Origin of the sequence: Streptomyces sp. R41 (genome assembly GCF_041053055.1) — a bacterium.
Lineage (GTDB): Bacteria > Actinomycetota > Actinomycetes > Streptomycetales > Streptomycetaceae > Streptomyces.
The window spans coordinates 4,079,880-4,099,236 of sequence record NZ_CP163443.1; the positions used below are offsets into that span (position 1 = coordinate 4,079,880).

Sequence of the window (19,357 nt, forward strand, 5' to 3'; positions counted from 1 at the left end):
CCCTGTTTGTCTGCACCAGAAGGGTGAGTGGCCACGTGACGCCGACACCCCGAACACTCACGGAACGTCACATGCGATCGGCCAGGGAAGGAACCCGTCCAGATGGAGGCAGAAACGATCTGTCAGAACCGGCAGTTGTTCCGGGACACTGGACAGTGGCTGCAACTCCCCGAGGCCACCCTCTATGATCGGCACACTTTCCTGCACGGACACGGCTTGTTCGGCCGTCCAGCACCGGCCGACCACCCCGAAAGACCCATACGAAGAACGAGTGCACTGCGGGAGCGAGCGGTGAGCGGAACGTCCGAAGGGCCGGCGCCCGCGGCAGACCTCGTCCGGCCGGCCGTCACAGAGCGTCACATCGGCACATCTCCTCGTATGTCCGCCGGGGCGCCTCCCGGTGCATCTGTCTCCCCCGGGTCACCTCCTGACCCGTACGCCTCTGCCGGAACGCCCCCCGACACGCCCGTACCCGACGGAACGTCACCCCGTGGCTTCCAGGCCGCCTTCGCCACCGCGCCCCTCGCCATGGCCGTCGTCGACCGCGACGGCCTGGTCGTCACCGCCAACGAGTCGCTGGGCACGCTGCTCGGCGGCGGCGCGGACACGCTCACCGGGCGGATCGCCGCCGATCTCGTGGACCTGGCGTCCGACGCCCGCACCTGGCACTCGTACCGCGAGGTGCTGCGCGGCCGGCAGGCCCGGCTGCGCTGCACCCGGCGCCTCAAGCACCCCGACGGGCACTCCCTCTGGGTCCAGGTGACGGTCGCGCCGCTGCCCCCGCAGGAGCAGGCCGTGCTGCTGTCCGTCGCCGACATCAGCGCCCGGCGTGAACTCCAGGCACGGCTGCGCCACTTGCAGATGCACGACCCGGTGACCCGGCTGCCCAACCGCACCCTGTTCTTCGAGCGCCTCTCGGCCGCCCTGGAGGCGGAGGCGTACGAGGAGGGCGGCACCGGCCGGGTCGGGCTCTGTTATCTGGACCTCGACGGGTTCAAGGCGGTCAACGACACGCTCGGCCACCGCGTCGGGGACCGGCTGCTCGCGGCCGTCGCCGAACGCCTGACGCGCTGCGCCGACGAGGCGGGTTACGCGAGAGCGGCCACCCCCCTGGTGGCGAGACTGGGCGGCGACGAGTTCGCGCTCCTCGTCGAGGACTCCACGGGAACGGACCAGTTGGCGGACCTCGCCGAATCCGTCCTGAAGGCGCTCCAGGCGCCGTTCGACCTCTCAGGTCAGCGGCTGTCCCTCTCCGCGTCGATCGGGGTTGTCGAGCGGCGCGCCGCCGGGACCAGCGCGACCGGTCTGATGCAGGCCGCGGACACGACGCTGTACTGGGCGAAGGCCGACGGCAAGGGCCGCTGGACCCTCTTCGACCCGGAGCGCAATGCCCACCGGATGACCCGCCAGGCACTGTCCTCCACCCTCCGCGCGGCCGTCGAGCGCGGTGAATTCGCCCTGGAGTACCAGCCGTTGGTGGGCATGGAGGACGGCGGCGTACGCGGTGTCGAAGCCCTGGTCCGCTGGAACCACCCGCAGTTCGGAACGCTGACGCCGAATCGGTTCATCGGATTGGCCGAGGAAGACGGTTCGATCGTGCAGCTCGGCCGCTGGGTGCTCGCCACCGCCTGCCGGCAGGCCCGCCGCTGGCAGCTGGACCACCCGGACGCGCCACCGATCTTCGTCAGCGTGAACGTGGCGGTGCGCCAGGTCTGGGACTCCGACCTGGTCGCCGACGTGGCGGACATCCTCGCGGAGACGGGCCTCGCCCCGCACCTCCTCCAGCTGGAGCTGACGGAGTCGGCGGTGATGGGCTCGGCCGGCCGGCCCCTCCAGGCCCTGCAGGCCCTCAGCGACATGGGCGTCCGCATCGCCATCGACGACTTCGGCACCGGTTACTCGAACCTGGCCTACCTCAGCCGCCTCCCGGTCTCCGTACTGAAGCTGGACGGCTCCTTCGTACGGGGCTTCCAGTACGAAGACGCGGGGGCTCACCCCAATCCCGCCGACGAGGTCATCGTCGAGGCCCTCATCCAACTCGCCCACCGGCTGGGCCTGACGGTCACCGCCGAGTGCGTGGAGACCGCCTCGCAGGCCTCCCGTCTGCGCGGCATCGGCTGCGACACCGGCCAGGGCTGGCTGTACTCGCGGCCGGTGGCGCCGGATCGTATCTCCGCACTATTGACGGCGACCGACTGCCGCCAGGCCTGAGATCCGCGCAGGCCTGAGGTCCGCGTAGGCCTGAGGTCCGAACGGGCCTGAGGTCCGAACGGGCCTGAGACTACTGAGGCTTCGGCAACCCGTATGCGTCCGCGATGAGTTCGTACGAGCGCAGGCGTACGTCGCCGCTGTGGGCGTTGCCCGTGATCATCAACTCGTCGGCGCCGGTGCGCTTTTGCAGGTCGTCGAGGCCGGAGCGGACCTCGTCTGCCGTGCCGTGAATGACGTTGGCGTTCCAGCTGGTGATGAACTCCCGCTCCATGGGGCTGAATGCGTACGCCTCCGCCTCCTCGGGTGTCGGGACCAGACCCGGGCGGCCGGTGCGCAGGCGGACCATGTTCAGGGCGGCGGCCATGACCTGTCGGCGGGCTTCCTTCTCGTCGTCCGTGGCGAGGGCGGAGACGCCGATGAGGGCGTAGGGGGCGGACAGGACCGCCGACGGCTGGAAGGACTCGCGGTAGAGGTCCAGCGCCGGGATGGTGTTCTGGGCCGAGAAGTGGTGGGCGAAGGCGAAGGGCAGGCCCAGGACTCCGGCGAGGCGGGCGCTGAAACCGGAGGAGCCAAGGAGCCAGATCGGGGGGCGGTGCGGGGACTGTACGCCGCCGGGGGACGTCGACTGGACGGGGCCGGGGACCGCGTGGATGCGGGCGTAGGGGTGGCCGTCGGGGAAGTCGTCGTCCAGGAAGCGGGTGAGCTCCGCGAGTTGCTGGGGGAAGTCGTCGGCGCCCTCGCCCAGGTGGTCCGTGCGGCGCAGGGCCGCCGCGGTCGCGCCGTCCGTGCCGGGGGCTCGGCCGAGGCCCAGGTCGATGCGGCCCGGGGCCATCGCCTCCAGTGTGCCGAACTGCTCCGCGATGACCAGGGGGGCGTGGTTAGGGAGCATGACGCCGCCCGAGCCGAGGCGGATGCGGGTCGTGTGGGCGGCCAGGTGGGCCAGGATCACGGCGGGCGAGGACGATGCCACGCCCGGCATCGAGTGGTGTTCGGCGACCCAGTAGCGGTGGAAGCCGCGGGACTCTGCGAGGCGGGAGAGTCTGACGCTGGTGCCCAGGGCGTCGGTCGCGGTGCGGCCCGCTCCGACGGTGACCAGGTCCAGGACCGACAGGGGTACGGGGGCGGTGCCCGTCGCCGTGCCTCGGATCTCGTCCGTCTCGTCCACCGGGGTGCCTCCTGATGCGTGCGCGATGTTGTCCGCCGGGTACGAACAGGAGGCGGTCTCCGTTTATTCCCGGGTGCGGCGCCGCGTGGGGCTGGGGGTTTTGTTTCGCCCCCTCCGCCCCTACCCGTCCCGTCCCTGGGGGCTGCGCCCCCAGACCCCCCTAAAAGATCGCGCAGTTCCCCGCGCCCCTAAAAGGGGCGCGGGGAACTGCGCGAGCAACCCCCACGCACCCGCAGCCGAAAGGCTGGTCGGGACGGGTAGGGGCGGAGGGGGCGAAAAACCCCTCACACCTGCACGATCGGCTCCCTCGTGAAGAGCGTCCCCAGCTCGGGGGCGTTCACGCGGCGGTCGGCCAGGCGCAGGGCCTCCCAGACCGTGACCTGGTTGGCGGTGAGGACGGGCTTGGACAGGGCCTTCTCCAGGGCCAGGATGTGGGACGCCGTATGGAGGGCCGTGTCGGGGAGGAGGATCGCGTCCGCGTCGGGGTGGTCGGCCTCGCGGGCGAGGGCGAGGATCTGCTCGGGCCCCCAGGTGGCGACCTCCGCGGCGGTGATGACACCGGCGCCGCTCACGGCGACCACCTCCACCCCCGCGTCCTTCAGGAACGCGGCGAAGAGCGCGGCCACATCCTCCGGATAGGTCGCCGCGACAGCGACCCGCCGCGCACCGATCTCCGGCACCGCGTGCGCGAAGGCGAAGGACGTGGAGGAGGCGGGCAGCCCCGCGGCCCGGGCGAGGGCACGCACCTGGTCATGGGCGCCCTGCCAGCCGTACACGAAGCTGCCGCTGGTGCAGGCCCACACGATCGCTTCGGCACCGGAGAGGCGCAGCTCCTCCACGCCCGCCGCGAGCCGCGACGCCGAGCCCATCTCGAGGAGCGCGTCCACCCGGTGCGCGTCCTCGCCGATATCCGTGTGGACGAGGGGAAGGCGGATGTCGCTGCCGAGCAGCTGCTCCATGCGCGGGTAGTCGTCCTCGCCCGAGTGACCGGGGTAGAGGAATCCGAGTGCGGTCATGCCCAACCTTCCTGTTCTTCCGGCAGTACGGGCCCTTCCGGCAGTACCGGCCCACGACGAGCGGACTCGTCGAGCAGAGCCTGATAGGGACCCACGGCCCGGGTACCCAGCTGACGCAGCGCCGCCCACATCGTCACCTGGTTGGCCGAGAGAACCGGGATGCGCAGTTCCGCCTCCAACTGGGGGATGACGTCGTACGTCGGAAGGTTGGTGCAGCTGATGAAGAGCGCGTCCACCTCGCCCCGTACCGCCCGGTGGGCCATCTCCACCACATCGCGGTACGGGACCTTCCAGATGTGCCTGGTCAGGCCCATGTAGGCACGGCCCCGCACCGCGATGCCCGCCTCGGCCACGTACTCCTCCAGGGACTGGGTCACCGAGACCGTGTACGGGGTCACCAGCGCGATACGGCGGGCGCCCAGCTCCTGCAGCGCGGAGAGGAGAGCGCCGGACGTGGTGAGCGAGGCGACCCCGCCCGCCCGCGTCATCGCCTCGCACATCGCGCGCTCCCCGGCGACGCCTCCCACGAAGCTGCCGGAGGTGCAGGCGTACGCGACGACCTCGGGCGCCACCGCGTTCAGGGCGCGTACCGCGTCGCCGAGCGTCTCGTGTTCGGAGACCAGGCGGGCCAGGTCCAGGCTGACCTCGACCGGCACGAACGGCGTGCGGGTGAGGTGCAGGGAGACGTCGTCCGGCACCCAGCGCCACAGCTCCCGGTCGAGAGCGAAGTCGAAGGGGGCGACAACGCCGATGCCGCGCTGCGGCCGGGGGCCGCCCAGAAAGGAGACATCCATGGCAGGCACCGGCCTCACAAAGGGAAACGGGTGGGCAACGGACCGTACGCGGGCCCGTGTTGACGAAGGTAGGTTCGGGTGCGAGCGTGGTCAATCCGCGCATCTCAGACGGCTCTGGTCCACCATCGCCCCTCGGAAGGCCCACCTTCAACCCTCAGAAAAGCGGACCCGCATTGCGAAACGGTTTCCCCCCATGACCGCCCGTATGTCCTCTCCCCCGACCCAGCCCCTGCCCCGGACGACCCTCCTGGTCCTCGACGCCGACCCCCTCCCCCGTCTCGGCAGACTCACCGGTCGGGTGCGGATCGAGCACGCCGACGAGTCCACGCTGGCCGAGCGGCTGCCGTACGCGGACGTCCTGCTGGTCTGGGACTTCACCTCGGACGCCGTACGCCGTGCCTGGCCCGGCGCGGGTCCGCGGCCGCGCTGGGTGCACACGGCGAGCGCGGGCGTGGACCATCTGATGTGCCCCGAGCTCGCCGCGTCCGACACGGTGGTGACCAACGCGCGCGGGGTCTTCGACCAGCCGATCGCGGAGTACGTCGCCGCGCTGGTGCTGGCCATGGCGAAGGATCTGCCGCGGACCTGGGATCTGCAGCGGCAGCGGGAGTGGCGGCACCGCGAGTCGCAGCGCGTGGCGGGGACCCGTGCGTGCGTGGTCGGCTCCGGGCCGATCGGGCGGGCGGTCGTCAAATCGCTCAAGGCGCTGGACGTCACGACGGCCCTGGTGGGGCGCGCCGCGCGCAGCGGTGTCCACGGCCCGGAGGAGCTGGACCGGCTGATGGCGCGCGCCGACTGGGTGGTGTGCGCGGCGCCGCTCACCGAGGCCACGCGCGGCATGTTCGACGCGCGGCGCTTCGGGATGATGCAGCCGTCGGCGCGCTTCATCAACGTCGGGCGCGGGCAGCTCGTCGTCGAGGACGCGCTCGCCGAGGCGCTGTCGAAGCGGTGGATCGCGGGTGCGGCCCTCGATGTCTTCCAGCACGAACCGCTCGGCCCCGACAGCCCGTTGTGGCAGGTGCCCGGGCTGATCGTGTCGCCGCACATGAGCGGGGACACGGCCGGCTGGCGGGATGAACTGGGCACGCAGTTCGTGGAGTTGTACGAGCGCTGGGCGGCGGGAAAGCCGCTGCCTAACGTCGTCGACAAGAAGCGTGGGTACGTGCCGGGACACTGAACTCCCTTTGGAGGGGCCGATGTCGGAACTCACCGAGCTGACCGCGCTACGACTCGTCGATGGCTACCACAAGGGCGAATTCAGCCCCGTGGACGCGACACGCGCGGCCCTGGACCGGGCCGATCGCATCCAGCCCGCCGTGAACGCCTTCGTACGCCTCGACGCGGACGAAGCCCTCACCCGGGCCGGGGAGTCGGCCGAGCGCTGGCGGCGCGGCGAGCCCGCGGGCCTGCTGGACGGCGTCCCGGTCACCGTCAAGGACATCCTCCTCATGCGCGGCACACCGACCCTGCGCGGCTCCAGGACCACCGATCCGCAAGGGCGCTCGGACGAGGACGCGCCGTCCGTGGCCCGGCTGCGCGAGCACGGCGCCGTCTTCCTCGGCAAGACGACGACGCCCGAGTTCGGCTGGAAGGGCGTCACGGACTCGCCGCTGTCGGGGGTGACACGCAATCCGTACGACGTCTCGCGCACCGCGGGCGGCTCCAGCGGCGGCAGCGCGGCGGCCGTCGCGCTGGGCGCGGGCCCGCTGTCCCTCGGCACGGACGGCGGCGGCAGTGTCCGTATCCCGGCCGCCTTCTGCGGGATCTTCGGGCTGAAGCCGACGTACGGGCGAGTGCCGCTGTATCCGGCGAGCGCCTTCGGAACCCTCGCGCACGTGGGGCCGATGACCCGGGACGCCGCCGACGCGGCGCTGATGCTGGACGTGATCAGCGGGCCCGACGCACGGGACTGGTCCGCGCTCGGGCCGGTCGGAGGGTCCTTCGTGGACGCGCTGGAGGGCGGGGTGCGGGGGCTGCGGGTCGCCTATTCGCCCTCGCTGGGCGGGCAGGTCGCGGTCCGTCCCGGCGTCGCGGCGGCGGTGCGGCGGGCGGTGGAGCGGCTCGCGGGCCTCGGCGCGTACGTCACCGAGGCCGACCCCGACTTCACCGACCCGGTGGACGCCTTCCACACGCTCTGGTTCAGCGGGGCGGCCCGCGTGACCCAGCACTTCGGGCCCCACCAGCGGGAGTTGCTCGACCCCGGCCTCCGCGAGATCTGCGGCCTCGGCGCCCGCTTCGGCGCGCTGGACTACCTCGCCGCGGTGGACGTCCGCATGGAGCTCGGGCGGCGGATGGGCCGCTTCCACGAGTCGTACGACGTCCTGGTGACGCCCACCCTGCCGCTGACGGCCTTCGAGGCGGGCGCCGAGGTCCCCAAGGGCTCCGGGCAGCGTCGATGGACGGGGTGGACCCCGTTCACGTACCCCTTCAACATGACGCAGCAGCCCGCCGCGACGGTCCCCGTCGGGGTGGACGCGGACGGCCTGCCGGTCGGTCTGCAGATCGTGGCCGCCCGGCACCGGGACGACCTCGTCCTGCGGACGGCGCACACGCTGTACGAGGCGGGAGCCGCGGGAGTGGCTTCCCCGACCGCGACCGCAACCGCGACCCCGACCTCGCCACCGGCGTCGGCGTCGGCGCCCTAGCCCCGCCGGAAGCTGAGCGTCTCGCCCAGCGCGCCCGAGCGCCACAGGTCGTTGCAGGCCTCGGCCATCGCGTCGAGGCCCTCGACCACCTGGCCCCAGACGATGCCCGGCACCCAGCCCACATCGCCGTTGAGGAGCAGGTTGTTGCGTTCGTAGAAGAGGGCGAGGTCGACGACGGTGGTGCCGGGGCGTACGTCGGTGTCGTAGCCGTAGGCCTTGGTGCCCAGCTCCGTGCCCGCGAAGGCGAAATAGCAGAGGTCTCCGGGAATAGGGGTAACTGTCGGATTTTCCAGGGGTGGCTCCGATTTCGCGAAAGGCGGGAAAAGGGCGTAGATCTCATTGCGCGCGTATTTCGCGTGGTAGACGTCGCCGCCCAGCGGGAGCGCGTCCCACACCGCCGCGCAGGTGATCGGCGCCCGGTCGTCGAGCAGCTTTGCCGTGCAGTGGACTCCCCGCTTGACCAGCGAGACTTCGATATAGCGATCGGCCATGCACTCCATGGTCCCGCCGGGGTCAAGGGGGCGTCGGCGGCACACGGGGCTGAAATCGATCCGAATACATCGCATGGTCCCGGGTAGCCGCGCGGCCATGGCTCCACCACTTGGGAATGACACAGAGAAACGAGGGCCGAGCCGGCGTTCGCTGCTCGCGGGCGCCTCCGCGCTCGGTGCCGTCGGGGCGCTGGGCGCCGCCGGGTGCACCCGGGTCGCCACGGCGTCCGACAACGGCGGTGATCTCCTCGACCGGCTGAAGGCGCAGGGTGTCGTACGACTCGGCATCGCGGGCGAGATCCCCTTCGGCTACATCGACAAGAACGGCGAACTGACCGGCGAGGCGCCCGAACTCGCGAAGGCCGTCTTCAAGCGGCTGGGGGTCGATCGCGTCCAGCCGGTCCCGACCGAGTTCGGCTCGCTCATTCCTGGGCTCAACTCGCAGCAGTTCGACGTCGTGTCCGCCGGGATGTACATCAACCCCGAGCGCTGCCAGCAGGTCATCTTCGCCGACCCGGACTATCAGATGCTGGACGCGTTCATCGTGCGCAAGGGCAATCCGAAGGGGTTGCACGACTACAAGGACGTCGTCGCGAAGAAGGCCAAGTTCGCGACGGGCACGGGGTACGCGGAGATCCAGTACGCGGTCGAGGCCGGGTACAAGGAGAGCGACATCCTGATCGTGCCGGATCAGGTGGCCGGGCTGAACGCGGTCGAGGCGGGGCGCGTCGACGTCTTCGCGGGGACCGCGCTGACCACCCGGGAAGTGGTCAAGAAGTCCCGCAAGGCGGAGAGCACGAAGCCCTTCGCGCCCCTGGTGAAGGGCAAGCCGCACGTCGACGGCGGCGGCTTCGCGTTCCGCTCGGCCGAGACGAAGCTGCGGGACGCCTTCAACGTGGAGCTGAAGAAGATGAAGGACAGCGGCGAACTCTTCCGCATTCTCAAGCCCTTCGGTTTCACCAAGGCCGAGATGACCGACATGACCGCGAAGGAGCTCTGCCGCGGATGACCTCGGGACTCTGGGAACTCGTACTCAAAGGGATCTGGATCACCGTCCAACTGCTGGTCTTCAGCGCCCTGTTGGCCGGTGCCGTCTCCTTCGTGGTCGGGATCGCGCGCACCTCGCGGCGGTGGATCGTCCGCTTCCTCGCGGGCTTCTACACCGAGGTGTTCCGCGGCACCTCCGCGCTGATCATGATCTTCTGGGTGTACTTCGTGCTTCCGCTCGCCTTCGGCTGGCAGCTCGTCCCGATGTGGGCGGGCACGCTGGCGCTGGGGTTGACGTACGGGGCGTACGGCGCGGAGATCGTGCGCGGCGCCCTGAACGCGGTCGACCCCGCTCAGCGCGAGGGCGGTATCGCGCTCAGCTTCACGCCCTGGCAGCGGATGCGGCTGATCCTGCTGCCGCAGGCGGTGCCCGAGATGATCCCCTCCTTCTGCAACCTGCTGATCGAACTGCTCAAGGGCACGGCCCTGGTCTCGATCATGGGGATGGGCGATCTGGCGTTCAGCGGCAATCTGGTGCGGCTCGCGTTGCAACAGAGCGCGGAGATCTACTCGTACGTCCTGCTCATCTACTTCGTCATCGCCTTCCTGCTCACCCGGATGATGCGCGGCCTGGAGAAGCGGCTGAAGGCCGGGATAGGCAAGGAGCCGGAACGCGGGGTGTCCCAGCGTGAACTGCGCCGGGCCCAGGCGACCGGTGTGGGCGCGGCGAGCGGAGGTGCCGCATGACCTGGGACTGGAGCGCGGTCGGCGACTTCATGCCGCACTTCTGGGACGGGCTGCTGGTCACCCTGCAGGCGCTGGCCCTCGGTTCGCTGATCTCGTTCGCCCTCGGCCTGGTGTGGGCGTTGCTGATGCGCACGCCGACGCGGTGGGTGCGCTGGCCGGTCGGGGTGGTGACGGAGTTCATCCGCAACACCCCGCTCCTGGTGCAGCTGTTCTTCCTCTTCTATGTGCTGCCCGAGTGGAACATCACGTTCTCCGCGCTGACCACCGGTGTCGTCGCGATCGGGCTGCACTACTCGACGTACACGATGCAGGTCTACCGGGCCGGCATCGAGGGCGTGCCGCCCGGCCAATGGGAAGCGGCCACGGCACTCAGTCTGCCCGTGCGGCGCACCTGGACCGCGGTGATCCTGCCGCAGGCGATCCGCCGCGTGGTGCCCGCGCTGGGCAACTACGTCATCTCGATGCTCAAGGACACACCGATGCTGATGGCGATCACCGTCCTGGACATGCTCGGTGAGGCGCGGCTGTATTCGCAGCAGCACTTCCAGTTCACCGAGCCGCTCACGGTCATCGGCGTGGCCTTCATCCTCATTTCCTATCCGGCTTCCCTCCTCATGCGAGCCCTGGAGCGACGTCTTGTCCGCTGACACCCCCCTGATGAAAGACCCCGACGCGCACGCCAACCCCCCGGTGGACGGCGCCGAGCTGATCCGTTTCGACAAGGTCACCAAGCGGTTCGGGAGCAACACCGTCCTGGACGGGCTCGACTTCCGCGTCGACTCGGGCAAGCACGTCACCCTGATCGGCCCGTCCGGTTCGGGCAAGACGACGATCCTGCGGATGCTGATGACCCTGACCAAGCCGGACGAGGGCACGATCTCGGTCGCCGGGGAGCAGCTCTTCCCGGCGGGCGAGAAGCAGATCCGCGAGGTCCGCAAGAAGATCGGGATGGTCTTCCAGCAGTTCAATCTGTTCCCGAACATGAGCGTGCTGAGGAACATCACCGAGGCGCCCGTCACCGTCCTCGGCCTGTCCAAGGACGAGGCCGAGGCGCGGGCCCGCGAGCTGCTCGACCTGGTGGGCCTCGCGGACAAGTGCGACGAGCGTCCGAGCCGGCTGTCCGGCGGCCAGCAGCAGCGCGTGGCGATCGCGCGGGCGCTGGCGATGCGTCCGCAGGTGCTGCTCCTGGACGAGGTGACGTCCGCGCTCGACCCTGAGCTGGTCGCGGGTGTCCTCGACGTCCTCCGTGACATCGCCCACACCACCGACATCACGATGCTCTGTGTGACTCACGAGATGAATTTCGCCAGGGACATATCGGACCAGGTCCTGATGTTCGATTCCGGCCGCGTCATCGAGGCCGGTTCACCGGAGAAGATCTTCAGCGATCCGGAGCACGACAGGACCCGGGAATTTCTCAGCGCGGTTCTGTGACTGCGAGGAGTGAACGCGGACCGGCACCGCAAGGTGCGAGGTCCGGCACGTGGGGCATGCCCTGTGTGCCATGACGTTGGCATATGCCAGAGTGGCGCGCTCCTGTTGAGAGGGTTGGAGCGCGCCATGAATCTCGTCAACACACGCTCACAGCAAGCCCTTTGGTGGTTATCGTGGAGGGAGCCCGGCTGTCCGGGCTGTGTCTTGTTTGAGCCGGGTCCATGAAGCGCAGGGGGAAACCGTGGCGCTGATGCACGAGCCGACCGCGCCGTACCACTCGGCCCAGGACGCCCTCCGCGTCCTGGAGACGGTGTCGCGGCATTCCACCGGTGTCACCGACGCCGAACTCGCCCGCCAGACCCGCCTCGGCACGGAGCGCCTGACCACGCTCCTGCGGATGCTGCGCCGGGAGGGCTACGTCGAGCAGATCGCCGACGGCGCGTACGTCACCGGTGTCGCCCTGAACCGGCTCGGTTCCGCCCACGGCCGCGACCAGGCGCTGCGCGAGAAGCTCCAGCAGACCATCGACCGGCTGCGCGACTCGGTCGGCGCCGCGATCTACATCAGCCGCTACATCGACGGTGAGGTGCACGTCACCCAGTGCGCCGCGAGCCCCTCGACCCCCGCGGTCAACGAGTGGGTCGACTTCCGCTCCTCCGCCCACGCCAGCGCGGTCGGCAAGAGCCTGCTCGGCCAGCTCGACCACAACGGCCGGCGCGACCACCTCGCCCGCCACAAGATGGCCCGCCTCACCTCGCGCACCATCACCAGCGAGCGGCTCCTGCTGTCCCGGCTGGAGGCCCAGCCGCCCACGGTGCCGATGCTCGACCTCCAGGAGTACGCCGTCGGCACGGTCTGCGCGGCCGTCCCCATCACGGCGGGCTCCTCCGTCGGCTGCCTCGCCCTGTCCCTGCCGGTAGAGCACGCCCACCGGCTCCGGCAGGCCGCGGACACGCTGAACCGCGGGGCGACCCCGGTCCTGCTGTCCCTGGCGATCTAGGCCGCCGTCCCCGGCGATCCGGGCCGTCTGTTCCCGGCGATCCAGATCCGCCACCGGGTGGTCAGGAGCACCCCTGCGGACCAGGTAGTATTTCTTTTGTCGCCGACCGCGAGAGCGGGAGGTGAGAGTCATGCGCCGCTAGCTCAGTTGGTTAGAGCAGCTGACTCTTAATCAGCGGGTCCGGGGTTCGAGTCCCTGGCGGCGCACCTTGGTGAGGCCCTCCACAGCAGTGGGGGGCCTTCACGTATGTTCCAGCACGTCCGACAGGGCGCGAACCGTCGGGGTCGCGTACAGCAGGCGCGGCGGAAGCGGGGGCAGGCCGCGTGCGCCCTGAACAGGTAGATCCCCGCGACCACGATGGCGACCCCGTGGGACCAGGCCACGACGGTGAGCGCCGAGAACGATTCGAGGGCCGCCGACACCGCGCACAGGCGTCCGGGTCCATCCTCCCCCCGAGCGGCGAGAGGAATTCCTCTCCTTCGCGTCCTTCGACAAAGTTCTTCCGAGACCTCTTCCCGTCCTTCGGAAGACCTCAGCCAAGCGGTTCCCCGGGGTCGCTCAGCCCCGCAGATAAGCCAGCACGGCCAGCACGCGTCGGTGGGTGTCCTCGGCCGGAGGCAGGTCCAGTTTTCCCAGGATGTTCCCGATGTGCTTGCCGACGGCCGCCTCGGTGACGACCAGTTGGCGGGCGATCGCCCCGTTGGACTTTCCCTCCGCCACCAGGCCGAGCACCTCGCGCTCGCGCGGTGTCAGCGCCTCCAGCGGATCCCGCCGACGGCGCAGCAACTGCCGTACGACTTCCGGATCCACGACCGTCCCGCCCGCGGCCACCCGCTCCACCGCCTCGGCGAACTGCTCGACCTGTCCGACGCGGTCCTTGAGGAGATAGCCGACGCCGGTGCCGTCCCCGGTGTCGAGGAGTTCGGCGGCGTACGCCCGCTGGACGTACTGGCTGAGGACGAGCACCGGCAGGCGCGGGTCCGCGGTCCGCAGGGCGAGGGCCGCGCGCAGTCCCTCGTCCTGGAAGCCGGGCGGCATCCGTACGTCGGTGACGACCAGGTCGGGCGCGTGCGCCGACACGGATTCCGTGAGCGCCGCCGCGTCGCCGACCGCCGCCACGACCTCGTGTCCGAAGCGGGCCAGCAGCCCCACCAGCCCCTCCCGCAGCAGCACACTGTCCTCGGCGAGCACGACTCTCAGCAAGGGATCTCCATACGCAGCACGGTCGGACCGCCGGGCGGGCTGTCGACGGTCAGTGTCCCATCGAGGACCGCCAGCCGGTCGGCGAGACCGGTGAGCCCCGACCCTCGCCCCGGGTCGGCTCCCCCGCTTCCGTCGTCCCGCACCTCGATCCGCAGCCGGTCCTCGCCGTACCGCCCGCTGATCCACGCCCGCTTCGCCCCGCTGTGCTTGCCCACGTTCGCGAGCGCCTCCCGCACGGCGAAGTACGCGGCGGACTCGACGGATTCGGCGTACCGTCCCAGGTCCACGTCCACCTCCGCGGGTACGGCGGACCGCTCGGCGGCATCGGCGATCGCGTCCCCGAGCCCGTAGTCGGCGAGCACCTGCGGGTGGATGCCGTGGATCAACTCCCGCAGCTCACCGAGGACTTGGTCCGTCTCCGCATGCGCGACCGCGAGCCGCTCCGCCAGCTCGGGCGGCGCGTCCAGACGCGCGAGCCCCAACGTCATGCTCAGCGCCACCAGCCGCTGCTGCGCCCCGTCGTGCAGATCGCGTTCGATCCGCCGCCGCTCGGCCTCGAAGGCCGCCACCAGCCGGGCCCGGGACTTCGTCACCTCGGCGAGCCGCTGTTCGGGCTCGCGCGGGGCGAGCAGCAGCCGGGCGAGTGCGGCGCGGGCACGGGCGTACAGCGCGAGCGGCCACAGGAGTACGAGGAGCAGGGCGAGCCCGCCCGCCGCGGACAGGAACGCCTGCCCGTACGCGTCGATCAGCCACAGCTTGGCGATCCGGGTGTCACCGCCGGAGACGGCCAGCTGCACGGGTGCCCCCAGCATCGCGCCTGGCACGCCCAGCGCCCCCGCCAGTACCAGCAGGTCCAGCGGCCACAGCACGAACGCCAGCAGGACGGCGTACGCGAGCTCGCGCCAGGTCGCCTGCTCGGTGAACCGGAGCCGGGCCCAGGCGGCGAGGCCCGGTTCGTCCGGGGCCCGGTGAGGGCCGGTCACCGGCGCCCCACCGCCGAGCCGCAGCCGCCACCGCTCCACCACCCCCACGGGCACCCCCGTCAGCGCGAGCAGCGCCAGCAGTGGCAGCCCGACGAGCACGGGCGTCAGCGCGGCGCCGACGACGCCGAGCACCAGCAGTCCGACGAGCAGCGGGACGCCGACGAGTACGCCGCTGACGAGATACCCCACCGGGCGTACCGGATTCCTGCGGATCATGCGGCCACGGTAGGCGGCGCCCGGCACCTTGGACCATACGAGCAGCGGGTGTACCGGGGTGGGCCCAGCCCTACCGCGTCAGCAACTCCTCGCGCCCCCGTGCCCGGTACTCGTCCACCAGCCCCTCGACGTCCGCCTCCGCCAGCCTCCGGTACGCGCACTCCCCCGGTGGCCGCCACCACACCGGATCGGCGCACCGGAAACCCTCCCGGCGCAGCCCCACCCGGTGGATCTTGTTGGTGGCCGTGACGGGCATCCGCTCCACGATCCGCACGAAACGGGGCGCCATCTTGGTGCCCAAGTCCGGCTGGGAGAGGAGGAATTCACCGAAGTCCAGCGGATCGAAGGAGACCCCCGCCTTCAGAGCCACCGTCGCCATCACCTGGTCCCCGGCCACGGGATCCGGCACCGCGTACACCGCCACGGCGACTGCGTCCGCGTACCGGGCGAGGATGTTCTCGATCACCGCGGCCGCGAGGTTCTCGCTGTCGACGCGGAGGCGGTCGTCCGTGCGGCCCGCGAAATACAAGAACCCGGCGGCGTCGCGGTAGAAGAGGTCGCCGGTCCAGTACCATCCGTCGCGCCGCCGGGCGGCGTCCGCGGCCGGGTTGCGCCAGTAGCCCTCGAAGGGGTTGGGGCCGCGGTTCACCAACTCACCTATGGCATCCGCCCCGTTGAGGAGCCGCCCGTCCTCGGCGAAGACGGCGGCCGGGCACTCGCGCCGGGTCGCCGGATCGACCACCGCGAGGTCGTCCCCGGGCGCCGCCCGTCCGATCGCCCCGGTCGGGGTGCCGGGCACCCGCTGGATGGCCGCGCCGCCTTCCGAGGAGCCGTACCCCTCCACAAGGCGCACCCCGAAGCGCTGCTCGAAGGCGGCCGCGTCGACCGCGCCGGCTTCCGTGCCGAAGCCCATCCGCAGCGGATTGTCACGGTCGTCGGGACGGGCGGGCGTGGCCAGCAGGTACTGCACGGCGCGGCCCACATAGGTGAAGTACGTGGCCTCGCAGGCCCGTACGTCGGCGAGGAACCCCGAGGCGGAGAACCGGCGCCGCAGCGCGACCGTCGCGCCCGCCGCCAGCGCGGGCGCCCAGTCGGCGATCACCGCGTTGCCGTGGAACATCGGCATACAGATGTAGTGCGTGTCGTCCGGTCGCACCCCGAAGTGGTCGACGAGCGACTGCCCGGCGGCGGCGAGCCTGCCCTGGGTGCAGATCGCGGCCTTGGGGGCACCGGTCGAGCCGGAGGTGAAGTAGAGGAGGAGACGGTCGTCCGGGGTCGCGCCGGAGGCGTCCGGCTTCGTGCCCTCGTACGACGCGAGGAGGTCGGCGTACGCGTCCGTTTCGGTCACCAGGACGCGTACGCCGGGGAGTTCGAGGTTGTCGAGGAGCGGCAGGTGGGCCCGCTCGGTGATCAGGACGCGGCACTCGGTGTGCAGGATGTCGCGGGCCAGTTCGGGGCCGCGCCGGGTCGGATTGATCCCGGCGACGGCGGCGCCGGCGAGGGCGGCCGCGCTCAACCACATCGGATACTCGGGGGTGTTGTCGAGCAGCACCCCGAGGTGCCGTTCGGCGCCGGGCGGCAGCAGATCGGCGAGCAGCGCCGCCCGCGCCGCCGCGCCCGCCGCCACCCGGTGGTGGCTCAGGACCCGCCCCTCGAACCACAGCCCAGGACGGTGGTCGCCCCATCGTTCCCGCACGAGCTCCGCGACGGTACGCCTCATGGACCCCATGGGGGCGCACCATAATTGACGTACCGTCAGATGGGGAGAGGCGCGGCGCGCGCAGCACCGGTACCGCGGCCTACATCCCGAAGAACCCGTCGCTCGCCGCCGACATCTGGTGGTACGTGACCATGAAGCCGACGCAGAAGGCGACGATCACGCCGAAGAACACCAGCATGCCGACCGTGCCCGCGGCGGCCTTGACCGGGCTCGGCGCGTGGGCCGTGGCCTTCTCGGGGCGCTCGGCCGCGTAGTGCACGGTGACGATGTCACCCTCGACGACGGTCGAGGGGCCGTTCGCCTCCTCGAAGCGGGCCGTACGGCCGTCGCGCGTCGTGAACTCGTACACGTGGTGCAGCGTCGTGGTCACGGAGGTGTCGCCACCGCCGCCGCTGGTCGTCGTGTACGAGCGAAGACAGCGCGCCTCGGCGGTCAGTCCGCTGTTCCAGGCGCTCCTGAGCTCCAGCGAGCGGCGGACCACCTTGGCCGCCGCGAGGAGCACCACGGCCATGATCAGTCCGGGTATGGCGTAGAAGAAGACGTCCATGACATTCCCCCGTGTTCGCGTACTCGCGTGTTCGCTACCGCTCCCTGCACGCCGTCATGGTCATGTCGACGTGCAGGGAACATACCCGCGGGTACCGGGGCCGCGCCTCAAGGGATCCTCAGAAATCAGGCGCCGTCAGAACGTCACGTCCGCGCACGAGTAGAACGCGTTCGCCGTGTCCGCGATCGTCCACACGCCGAGGATGATGTGGTGCCCGCTCTTGCCGGTGGGCAGCGTGCCGGTGTGCGAGAACGTGGACGGGGGGCGCTGTCCGTTGTAGGGGACCGTCAGGAACGGGGTGGTCTCCAGGTCCGCGCGGGTCAGTGCGTGGCTCTGGTTCCAGCCGGTCTTGGTGACGAAGTACTTGAAGTCGGTCGTGGCGTGCACGGCCGTGAACTGCCAGCGGAAGCTGTAGCTCTGGCCGCTGGTGACCCTGGTCGTCGGCCAGGCCCCGCCCGAGGGGGTCTTGGGCTGGTCGAGCTGGCTGAAGTTGGTGTGGTTCGCGGAACAGATCTGGCCGTCGGCGGGACCGGCCGCGGGGAAGCCCTTCGGGCCCTCGACACTCTGGGGCTCCCACTGGATGTCACCGCAGTTGGCGACGGTGCCGCCGTTCGCGGCGCACATCTTCTGCCGGCTGAGGGGCTGGTCGGTGTAGCCGTGGGCGCTGGCACCGCCGGTCGAGAGCACGAAGGTGCCCGCGGTGGCGAGGCCGAGCGCGGCCGCATAGAACTTGGCTTTGCGCATGCTGCCGCTCCTGGAGGACGTGGGGGAAGTTCTCGTGAGCCGTGCGCGCGATGTTCAGGTCTAGACCAAGTCCCAGATTATTGCCGTGAGTTGAACATGTCCATACCAATCTCGGGAGACGTTTCCGAAGAGACCCCTCACGAGGAGGCCTCCCTCCGCCCGGTGTAGAACGCCACCGTCAGGTCCTTCACCAGCGCCTTGCGCTCGTAGTCGTCCAGTTCGACCAGCCCGCGCATCGTCAGCCGGGTCACCGTGTCCTCGACCGAGTCGACGACGGAGGTGAGCACGGTGTCGCGGTGCTGGGCGTCCAGCGCCGCGATCCGGCGGCGCTGCATCACGGCGGCCACCTCGGGCGCGTACTCGATCCGGGTCGGCTGGGCCGAGAACACCTGCAGCCCGACGGGTGCCGTGTCGGCGGCGACCAGCCGGGTCAGCGCCTCGCCGACCGCGTCCGTGTTGCGCAGGGTCACGTCCTTGACGACGGCCGGCGGCGCCTCGGCCGGGAGCTGTGAGAGCACCCGGGAGAGCGCCGCCTCCACGCACTCCCGCAGATACGTCTGGTGGTCCTCGACCCCGAGCGTGGCGCGCGCGGTGTCCTTGACACGCCAGACGACGAGCACGACCACCCGCAGCGCGACCCCGTTCGCGTCGACCACGGACATCGGCTCACTGCGCCAGTGCCGCAGCCGGACGTCGACACGGCGGCGTAGCACCAGCGGGTTGACCCACATCAGCCCGGTGCGCCGGACCGTGCCGCGGTAGCGCCCGAAGAGACCGAGCACCCAGGCCCGCCCGGTCCGGCCGCGGGCGAGACCGCCGAAGCCGAACAGGCCGAGCGCCCCGGCCCCGGCGTACGCGGCCCACTGCGCGGGTCCGAGCCCGGCGCCCGCGTGCCCCGGAAGCTCCAGCGCCTTCAGCACGGTCGGCGGCAACGCGCCCGACCACCACGAGGTGAGCACACATCCGGCCACACCACAGGCCCCGGCCAGCACTCCCGCCACTCCGGGCAGCACCCGGGCGGGGTGCTCGACCAGTTCGGGGTCTACCTCCGGGACCGGGCGCGGGGCCCTGCCGGGTACGGGCCGCCGGATCCGCGGCTGCTCGCCGGTGCCGCGCCGCCGGCCCACGACGGCGGGCGTGAGGGGCACCGAGACCGGCTCGGGGTCGTCACGGAAGAGCAGATGGACGGGGATCTCGGTGGTCGACTCGTTCTGGATGAGCCGTGCGGATCGCGTACCACCGCCCTCCGGTGCCGCTGCCGATGCCGATACCGGTGCTGATGCCGATACCGATGCGTCCGGCCCCGTCCCTGCCCCTTCGGACTCCGGGGTGTGTGAAGTCGTCGTACTCATACGTGCCTCCATGCCTCCGCGCCTGGAAGTTTCGTAAGAACTCGGATGTCGGCCCAACTCGGGCTCTCGTCCGAGTCCGGTATCCCGCCCGAGTTCGGGATA

Annotated in this window: 18 protein-coding genes and 1 tRNA gene; 9 read left to right on the forward strand and 10 right to left on the reverse strand. The window is 70.8% G+C overall.

Features of this window, described 5'->3' with window-relative positions; all coding sequences use genetic code 11:
• Window positions 1–291: 291 nt before the first annotated feature.
• The gene (locus AB5J53_RS18760) at window positions 292–2,211 is read left to right on the forward strand and encodes a putative bifunctional diguanylate cyclase/phosphodiesterase (protein ID WP_369246812.1); all 1,920 of its coding nucleotides are present in this window, start codon (window positions 292–294) and stop codon (window positions 2,209–2,211) included.
• A 70-nt stretch (window positions 2,212–2,281) separates the two neighbouring features.
• On the opposite strand, the gene AB5J53_RS18765 is transcribed toward AB5J53_RS18760, so the two are convergent.
• The 3 genes from AB5J53_RS18765 to AB5J53_RS18775 all read right to left on the reverse strand — a co-directional run bounded on the left by AB5J53_RS18765 (window position 2,282) and on the right by AB5J53_RS18775 (window position 5,186).
• Entirely contained in the window at window positions 2,282–3,376 is a 1,095-nt protein-coding gene (locus tag AB5J53_RS18765) for an LLM class flavin-dependent oxidoreductase (protein ID WP_369246813.1), read from the reverse strand.
• A 284-nt stretch (window positions 3,377–3,660) separates the two neighbouring features.
• Complete coding sequence (locus AB5J53_RS18770) at window positions 3,661–4,392, reverse strand: decarboxylase (protein WP_369246814.1); 732 nt, start codon at window positions 4,390–4,392, stop codon at window positions 3,661–3,663.
• Window positions 4,389–5,186: a decarboxylase gene (locus tag AB5J53_RS18775; protein ID WP_369246815.1), complete on the reverse strand. Its 798-nt coding sequence runs from the start codon at window positions 5,184–5,186 to the stop codon at window positions 4,389–4,391. The genes AB5J53_RS18770 and AB5J53_RS18775 overlap by 4 nt, the downstream gene beginning before the upstream one ends.
• 193 nt (window positions 5,187–5,379) lie before the next feature.
• Here AB5J53_RS18775 and AB5J53_RS18780 point away from each other — a divergent pair, with 193 nt between their 5' ends.
• On the forward strand, window positions 5,380–6,363 hold the full coding sequence (locus AB5J53_RS18780; RefSeq protein ID WP_369246816.1) for a D-2-hydroxyacid dehydrogenase: 984 nt from the start codon (window positions 5,380–5,382) through the stop codon (window positions 6,361–6,363).
• Between the two features lie 19 nt (window positions 6,364–6,382).
• Complete coding sequence (locus tag AB5J53_RS18785) at window positions 6,383–7,831, forward strand: amidase (protein ID WP_369246817.1); 1,449 nt, start codon at window positions 6,383–6,385, stop codon at window positions 7,829–7,831.
• Here the strand turns inward: AB5J53_RS18785 and AB5J53_RS18790 are convergent.
• Window positions 7,828–8,322 (reverse strand): DUF3830 family protein, encoded by a 495-nt coding sequence (locus AB5J53_RS18790; RefSeq protein ID WP_369246818.1) that lies wholly within the window; start codon window positions 8,320–8,322, stop codon window positions 7,828–7,830. The genes AB5J53_RS18785 and AB5J53_RS18790 overlap by 4 nt on opposite strands.
• 97 nt (window positions 8,323–8,419) lie before the next feature.
• Between AB5J53_RS18790 and ehuB the strand changes: the two genes are divergently transcribed.
• From ehuB to AB5J53_RS18820, 6 genes are all read left to right on the forward strand, one after another.
• Window positions 8,420–9,331: an ectoine/hydroxyectoine ABC transporter substrate-binding protein EhuB gene (ehuB, locus tag AB5J53_RS18795; RefSeq protein ID WP_369246819.1), complete on the forward strand. Its 912-nt coding sequence runs from the start codon at window positions 8,420–8,422 to the stop codon at window positions 9,329–9,331.
• Window positions 9,328–10,056, forward strand: coding sequence for an ectoine/hydroxyectoine ABC transporter permease subunit EhuC (ehuC, locus tag AB5J53_RS18800; protein ID WP_369246820.1), 729 nt, complete (start codon window positions 9,328–9,330; stop codon window positions 10,054–10,056). The genes ehuB and ehuC overlap by 4 nt, the downstream gene beginning before the upstream one ends.
• Window positions 10,053–10,703: an ectoine/hydroxyectoine ABC transporter permease subunit EhuD gene (gene ehuD / locus AB5J53_RS18805; RefSeq protein WP_369246821.1), complete on the forward strand. Its 651-nt coding sequence runs from the start codon at window positions 10,053–10,055 to the stop codon at window positions 10,701–10,703. The genes ehuC and ehuD overlap by 4 nt, the downstream gene beginning before the upstream one ends.
• 10 nt (window positions 10,704–10,713) lie before the next feature.
• The gene (ehuA, locus tag AB5J53_RS18810) at window positions 10,714–11,490 is read left to right on the forward strand and encodes an ectoine/hydroxyectoine ABC transporter ATP-binding protein EhuA (protein ID WP_369246822.1); all 777 of its coding nucleotides are present in this window, start codon (window positions 10,714–10,716) and stop codon (window positions 11,488–11,490) included.
• 241 nt (window positions 11,491–11,731) lie between these two features.
• The gene (locus AB5J53_RS18815; protein ID WP_369246823.1) at window positions 11,732–12,490 is read left to right on the forward strand and encodes an IclR family transcriptional regulator; all 759 of its coding nucleotides are present in this window, start codon (window positions 11,732–11,734) and stop codon (window positions 12,488–12,490) included.
• Between the two features lie 132 nt (window positions 12,491–12,622).
• Window positions 12,623–12,696, forward strand: a tRNA-Lys gene (locus AB5J53_RS18820).
• Between the two features lie 352 nt (window positions 12,697–13,048).
• On the opposite strand, the gene AB5J53_RS18825 is transcribed toward AB5J53_RS18820, so the two are convergent.
• The 6 genes from AB5J53_RS18825 to AB5J53_RS18850 all read right to left on the reverse strand — a co-directional run bounded on the left by AB5J53_RS18825 (window position 13,049) and on the right by AB5J53_RS18850 (window position 19,255).
• The gene (locus AB5J53_RS18825) at window positions 13,049–13,681 is read right to left on the reverse strand and encodes a response regulator (protein WP_369252318.1); all 633 of its coding nucleotides are present in this window, start codon (window positions 13,679–13,681) and stop codon (window positions 13,049–13,051) included.
• 5 nt (window positions 13,682–13,686) lie between these two features.
• Window positions 13,687–14,892: a sensor histidine kinase gene (locus tag AB5J53_RS18830; RefSeq protein ID WP_369246824.1), complete on the reverse strand. Its 1,206-nt coding sequence runs from the start codon at window positions 14,890–14,892 to the stop codon at window positions 13,687–13,689.
• Window positions 14,893–14,962: 70 nt separating this feature from the next.
• Window positions 14,963–16,621 carry a long-chain-fatty-acid--CoA ligase gene (locus tag AB5J53_RS18835; protein ID WP_369246825.1) on the reverse strand — a complete coding sequence of 553 codons (1,659 nt, stop codon included), beginning with the start codon at window positions 16,619–16,621 and terminating at the stop codon, window positions 14,963–14,965.
• 70 nt (window positions 16,622–16,691) lie between these two features.
• Window positions 16,692–17,159 carry a DUF3592 domain-containing protein gene (locus tag AB5J53_RS18840; protein WP_369246826.1) on the reverse strand — a complete coding sequence of 156 codons (468 nt, stop codon included), beginning with the start codon at window positions 17,157–17,159 and terminating at the stop codon, window positions 16,692–16,694.
• Between the two features lie 135 nt (window positions 17,160–17,294).
• On the reverse strand, window positions 17,295–17,903 hold the full coding sequence (locus tag AB5J53_RS18845) for a lytic polysaccharide monooxygenase (protein ID WP_369246827.1): 609 nt from the start codon (window positions 17,901–17,903) through the stop codon (window positions 17,295–17,297).
• 137 nt (window positions 17,904–18,040) lie between these two features.
• Entirely contained in the window at window positions 18,041–19,255 is a 1,215-nt protein-coding gene (locus AB5J53_RS18850; protein ID WP_369246828.1) for an SPFH domain-containing protein, read from the reverse strand.
• Between the last annotated feature and the right edge of the window lie 102 nt (window positions 19,256–19,357).